The organism is Duganella sp. Root336D2, assembly GCF_001425005.1.
GTDB lineage: Bacteria > Pseudomonadota > Gammaproteobacteria > Burkholderiales > Burkholderiaceae_D > Rugamonas.
Genome location: NZ_LMDB01000029.1, coordinates 1 through 5,576 on the forward strand (window position 1 = coordinate 1; position 5,576 = coordinate 5,576).

Annotated in this window: 7 protein-coding genes and 1 pseudogene; 2 read left to right on the top strand and 6 right to left on the bottom strand. The window is 58.7% G+C overall.

The genetic code is table 11. The features are described 5' to 3' along the window. From ASD07_RS32380 to ASD07_RS32390, 4 genes and pseudogenes are all read right to left on the bottom strand, one after another. Nucleotides 1-414 (bottom strand): hypothetical protein (locus ASD07_RS32380; protein WP_373922090.1); only part of this gene is annotated, 414 nt, incomplete at both ends. A 1-nt stretch (nt 415) separates the two neighbouring features. Next, nucleotides 416-731 (bottom strand): annotated as a pseudogene (locus ASD07_RS32385) (hypothetical protein); the annotation flags it as partial. Further along, entirely contained in the window at nt 665-1,789 is a 1,125-nt protein-coding gene (locus ASD07_RS18280; protein ID WP_255357018.1) for a hypothetical protein, read from the bottom strand. The pseudogene ASD07_RS32385 and the gene ASD07_RS18280, both read right to left, overlap by 67 nt. After that, complete coding sequence (locus ASD07_RS32390; protein WP_373922091.1) at nt 1,786-1,938, bottom strand: RHS repeat domain-containing protein; 153 nt, start codon at nt 1,936-1,938, stop codon at nt 1,786-1,788. The genes ASD07_RS18280 and ASD07_RS32390 overlap by 4 nt, the downstream gene beginning before the upstream one ends. Nucleotides 1,939-2,186: 248 nt before the next feature. On the opposite strand from ASD07_RS32390, the gene ASD07_RS18285 reads away from it, so the two are divergent. Further along, entirely contained in the window at nt 2,187-3,002 is an 816-nt protein-coding gene (locus ASD07_RS18285; protein ID WP_055933662.1) for a DDE-type integrase/transposase/recombinase, read from the top strand. Then, nucleotides 2,959-3,198 (top strand): integrase core domain-containing protein, encoded by a 240-nt coding sequence (locus ASD07_RS18290; protein ID WP_229207201.1) that lies wholly within the window; start codon nt 2,959-2,961, stop codon nt 3,196-3,198. The genes ASD07_RS18285 and ASD07_RS18290 overlap by 44 nt, the downstream gene beginning before the upstream one ends. 254 nt (nt 3,199-3,452) lie before the next feature. Here ASD07_RS18290 and ASD07_RS18295 read toward each other — a convergent pair whose 3' ends face one another. Then, entirely contained in the window at nt 3,453-3,947 is a 495-nt protein-coding gene (locus ASD07_RS18295; protein ID WP_055933668.1) for a hypothetical protein, read from the bottom strand. Beyond that, nucleotides 3,944-5,576, bottom strand: a 1,633-nt coding sequence (locus tag ASD07_RS18300) for an RHS repeat domain-containing protein (protein WP_162246583.1), incomplete at its 5' end; no start/stop codon positions are given. The genes ASD07_RS18300 and ASD07_RS18295, both read right to left, overlap by 4 nt.

Here is a 5,576-nt window from a genome sequence, read left to right on the forward strand (position 1 = left end):
TCGTAGGTGCTCGATACCTTGGCGCCGAAGGCGTCGGTGTGCGTGATCTGGCGGTCRAAGCGGTCGAAGGTGTAGCTCGAAGTGCGCGTGCTGCCGCCCTTCTGCTCCACCGWCACCACGTTGTTRTTGGCGTCGTAGCCGGTGGCGATGTCGGTAAAGCCGTCTTCGCTGGCCGAGTAGTGCTTGGTCGTTTCGCGATTGATGGCGTCGAAGGTGCGCGTRATGACCGTACCGTTGCCGTCGGTGTGGCTGCCCATATTGCCGGCGGCGTCGTAGACGAAGCTCTCGCTGGCGCCATCCGGGTAGCGCACGCCGSTGCGGCGGTTCAGCACGTCGTAGTCGTAGCGCGTTTCGTTGTTCAGCGCGTCGAGGTACGAGACGTGGTTGTCGGCCTTGTCGTAGCCGTAGGTGTGCNTGCGGCGGTTCAGCACGTCGTAGTCGTAGCGCGTTTCGTTGTTCAGCGCGTCGAGGTACGAGACGTGGTTGTCGGCCTTGTCGTAGCCGTAGGTGTGCGTGCCGGCGGCGTCGCTGACCGTTTTCAGGCGGTTGGCGGCGTCGTACGTCGACGTCGCGGCATTGCCCAGCGGGTGCACGACGCGCGTGCGGTTGCCCGCGCCATCGTATTCGTAGGTCGTGGTCTGCCCCAGGGCGTTGGTGACCGAAGTCAGGCGGCGGCGGGCGTCATGCGTGTTGACGGTCTGGCGGCCTTCGGGGTCGGTGACTTTCGCCACGTCGCCCGCGCTATCCAGTTCGAACCTGGTGATCGCCGCCAGAAGGCGGTTCTCGGACGTGCGCAGGTTGCGGCGGTGCCCGCGCCATCGTATTCGTAGGTCGTGGTCTGCCCCAGGGCGTTGSTGACCGAAGTCAGGCGGCGGCGGGCGTCATGCGTGTTGACGGTCTGGCGGCCTTCGGGGTCGATGACTTTCGCCACGTCGCCCACGCTGTCCAGTTCGAACCTGGTGATCGCMGCCAGMAGGCGGTTCTCGGACGTGCGCAGGTTGCGGCGGTCGTAGCTGTAGGACGTCGCATTGTTATTGGCGTCGGTTGCGACCAGCACGTTGCCGTTGCGGTCGTATTCCTGCTTCAACAGCACCTGCCCRTCGCGGGTGCTGCTGGTCAGGCGGYCCACCTTGTCGTAGAYATGGATGGTGACGATGCCGCGCTTGTCGGTTTCCTTGACCTTGTTGCCGTTCGCRTCGTACTCGAACTTCACCGTCTGGCCCAGCGCATCGGTSACCAGCACCGGRCGGTTCAGCGCATCGTACTGCGTTGTCGTGCTGTGGCTGAGCGGATCGGTTTCCTTGGTCTTGTTGCCGACCTTGTCRTACTCGAAGRTATGGGTGCCGCCTTTGGCATCCTTGCTCAGGGTTACGCGGTTCAGCCTGTCGTACTCRTAGCTGGTCTTGTTGCCGCGGCCGTCRGTCAGGCCGGTGCGGTTGCCCATCAGGTCGGCWTCGAACGTGAGCGTGCGGCCTTCCGGCTGGCGCGTCGYCGTGCGCTGGCCCAGCTCRTTGTAGTCGTGCGTGGTGGAGTTGCCGTTGGCGTCGGTTTCGGACAGCACGTTGCCGTCGSCATCGTAGTCCCACGCGCCGAACTTGCCGACCGAATCGTAGCTGGCGATACGGCGGTTCAGTTTGTCATAGGTGTGGCTGATCTCGTTGCCRTTCGGATCGGTCTGGCCAACCAGGTTGCCCACGCCGTCGTAACGGTAGTCGGTTTGTTTGCCTTCCCCATCAATGGAGTTGATCTTGCGATCGGCCGCGTCGTATTCGAACYTGGTGACGTTCAGGTTCGGTCGTACTCATTGGTGGTGACCTGCTCCATTTCGTCAACGCTGGTGACCAGGCGGTTCGCCGCATCGTAGACGAACTTGGAAATGTGGCCGCGTACGTCGGTTTCGCTGACGCGGTTGCCGTTCTTGKCGTAGTTGTATTCAATAGAGGCCCATGGCCTCCGGCAGCCTGSGAATTCATCATTTCACAGGCTGCAAATGGAACGGATTYTTAAAGATCGATTGCCGTTTTGCGTCGGCAAAACATTTGCACGGACRGGCTGCCAGAATTCTAATCGATTGATGCTGCCGCGTGAAGAAGGAGCCCGCAGTTAAAGGCGAAAAGCTGCATTCATGATGCCTGCTTTTGAATGCCGGATCGCACGGAAAAAATCTGTACAAACAACTATAGCGAATGAATTTTCTGCTTCAGTACTACATTTACTTCATGGACTCGTGGCGCAAGCATCTGCTGCAAGTGCTGCGCAAACAAGCTTTGTTAGCCGATTTCGCCCGAAGAGCGGCGCAGCCACCAAATTTGCGAGTTCGCCCGACACCACCGCGCCCAACGCGGCGCAACCGCAAGCCGGACTGGGCGGTCGAACTGGTGCTGGCGTTGCATCGGCACGGCCTGAGCATCCGTCAGATCAAGGCCCAGTTTGATAGGCAAGGCGCAGCCCTTGGCCAGTCGATCAGCCTCGGCACGATTTGCGATTGGCTGCGGCGCTACGCCTCGGACATGCGCACCGTTCAGCAGCGCACCAAACACCTGCGGCCGAAGCATATTCCAGCCAACAAAGAATGGGGAGTGGATGCCACTGGAAAGCATGACGCGGTAGGGACAGCGCACTTCATCTTTGGCATCATCGACTGCGGCACACGCCTTTGCATTCATCTTTCCCGCACAGAGGGCCAGACACCAAAGGAGCTGCTGAACGAGCTGCGTGCAGCCGTTGCCATTTACGGTAAGCCCCAGCGGATTTGCACCGACAACGCACCGGTCTTCCACAGCAAGGAATTCGCGCAAGGACTGCGCGCGCTCGGCATCAAGCATCGCTTTATCGGGCGTGGCAAGCCCTGGCAAAACGGGCGCATCGAGCGCTTGTTCCTGACCTTGAAGCAGAAGCTGAATCAAGCATCGCTTTATCGGGCGTGGCAAGCCCTGGCAAAACGGGCGCATCGAGCGCTTGTTCCTGACCTTGAAGCAGAAGCTGAACTTGCTGGTGCCTGACCGCCCGCAGGACCTGGACTCCTTGCTTGCCACGTTCAGGCAGTGGTACAACGAAATTCGGCCGCATCAACATTTGTTCGGGTGGACACCGATGGAGGCCTGGCGCGGCATCAATCCTTATCTGAACCCACCGAAAGCGTTCGTTCCTTACCAGGGCTGGAACGGGCTTCTGAAAGGATTCGTGCCGCTGCATTAGCCAGCAACCATGTGGCAGTCTGTTGAACATGGCGAACGACAGGTGTTCAGGCTCGCGCTCGCCTGCTTGTCTGTAATTGCTGAAATAGCAGGCACATTGAGTTGGGCAGGCAGACAGTTTGCTGATTAAAGCGGCTCGACGGTCAACGAGTTGTGTTCGACGGCCCGCTTTTGGTTTGAAAAAAGCGGGCCGCAGCCCCCTACCCCAACTTCAACTGAACACTGAACGGGGCAGAGGCGCGCAACAGCAGGAGATTACCATCCTGCGTGCTCGCGGTAGATAAGAATCGCCAACTCCTCTGATCCCGCTCCACCAAAATCGCGCTCCAGCCGGTCCGCGATCCTATTGAATGCGCCCCGAATTGAATGAGGATCGGTTAGGGCTTGCTCAAACTGGAGCTTCAAATCAAAGTGTGCGGAAAGCTGAGTCACCTCCTCGACAAACGAATCAATGCACTCGCGCGGCAACGAGGCCATTAGGTACTCTACCTCTAGTGAGTTCCAGCATGTTGAAATCCCTTCCTCGACATCTTCTTCAGTTTCATAAATCGGCGTTCCACTAAGCTTAAGCTCAACTGTCGCGATCGTATCAGTCTGCCACGTCGGAACACGCCCCTTGCGGACTAAATAATAGAAGTCGTCCTCGCTCTTGTACCCCCTGCGTTTGAGCCAAGTGTGCAACTCTTTTCGCGAAACTGTTGATTCACGGAAAAGAGTCACGGTCAATTTTTCGTAGTGTTCTGCTTTCATTTTCGGTACGGATCGAGCTTTCTATGTTGATCGGGCGTAACTTCTCTCAAGTTTCGAGGACCGTTGGAGCCTTGATCTCTCTGCGGATCATGATGATGCAACTCACGGCTCTCGAATTTTCCAGTGTAGATATTGTAGTCCTGAGGAGCAGTTCCTTTTTGCATACGCCGCATATTGGCTTCCGTGAATTCTAACGAGTTACTGTCTTTGACCGCTTTATAGCGATTCTTCCAGTATCGTCCCCGAACAGTATCCCAGTCTGGTTTAGAACCGTCGCGCAAAGGCTTGTCGATTGCGTCACCCGGCTTCCACCGTTTGAAGCCAACGTCCTGCGATCTTGCAATTATTCCGAGACCAGTATGCCCTCCAACTGGTGTGCCGATAACACGGTTCCCCTCGTGGCGATCTTCGGGGTTCACCAGTAATCCAGCATCCCTGTCTTTCTCTTCTACCGGGCGATCATGCGCAAAGTTGGCCCTGTGTCCATCCTGCGGCGTACCGATAATGTTCACCCCACGTTTTGGGGGTTTGATCGGAGCGCCAGTGATGACCGGAGAAGTTGCAAGTTTACCGTCGCGACCTTCTTCGACAACGCGCGGCGCAGCTGCAAGCTTGGCATTCTCCTCGGCAGCTTTTTCTGCATCGAGCTTGGCGAAATGCCTCCTGGCCATCTCTTGGTAATAGGCGCCCTCTTCCTTTGACAACTGAGGTTTCGCCTGAACAGGTACGGCTGGGGCTTCAAAACCCGTCCTCACCTTATCAGCCATCCAGCCGCGCACACTTCCAGTGAAGCTAGGTGCCGGCGGTCCCGGGACAGGTGCCGGGGCCGGCACAATGATGCATCCACCCGGCACGCAGAATGGCATCGGAATCGGAGCCGCAGTGACTCCAGGCACACCACCTGGAGCTACCCCAAACGCCTCGCGCTCCGTCGGTGAGAGCGCAGGGTCGACCATGAATGGATTTACTGACTTATATCCGTTCAGGTCGACATACACCGTCGGATTGGCATACGCATACAGGTAATGATGCAGCGACAGCGGCGTCTTCCAGTCGCCCTCATATGGGTCTTGCGTAATGAATCGCCCCAGCTGCGGGTCGTAGTAACGCGCCTGGAAGTAGATCAGGCCCGTCTCCGCGTCCATCTGGTGACCGGTGTAGCCAAATTTGTTGGCGCTCTGGCCGGTCGCTTCGGTGATGTTGCCGAAGGCGTCGTAGACGATTTCGCTCTTCAGCTTGCCGCTGCCGTCAGTGGTGGCGACGATCGAGCCCAGCGCGTCGCGATGCAGCGCCTGGCTACCGTCGTCGCGGTGCCACATGCCGACCGGGTGGCGGCCGTCGTTGTCGTAGCGGGCGACGACTTCGCCCCCGCTGTCGCGGTCCTGGAAGGCATTGCGGCCATCCCACAGGGTGCGCAGCTTGACCGGTGGTGCGCCTGGTTGCAGCGGGTCCTTGGCTTCCTTCTCGATGCGCAGGCCAAGGTGGTCGTTGCTGTAGCGGCCCAGCGTGGTGCCGTTGCGCGCTACCGAGATCAGGTTGTCGTTGCCGTTGTAGCGGTAGATGGTGCTGTCGCTGCCCTGCTTCTTCTCGGTCAGGTTGCCTTCGCCGTCGTAGTTCAGCGTGGTGATC

What these genes read in the sequence shown, in the direction of transcription:
- ASD07_RS18285 (WP_055933662.1), top strand. Translation starts at nt 2,187, where the DNA reads ATGAATTTTCTGCTTCAGTACTACATTTACTTCATGGACTCGTGGCGC.
- ASD07_RS18295 (WP_055933668.1), bottom strand. Translation starts at nt 3,947, where the DNA reads ATGAAAGCAGAACACTACGAAAAATTGACCGTGACTCTTTTCCGTGAA.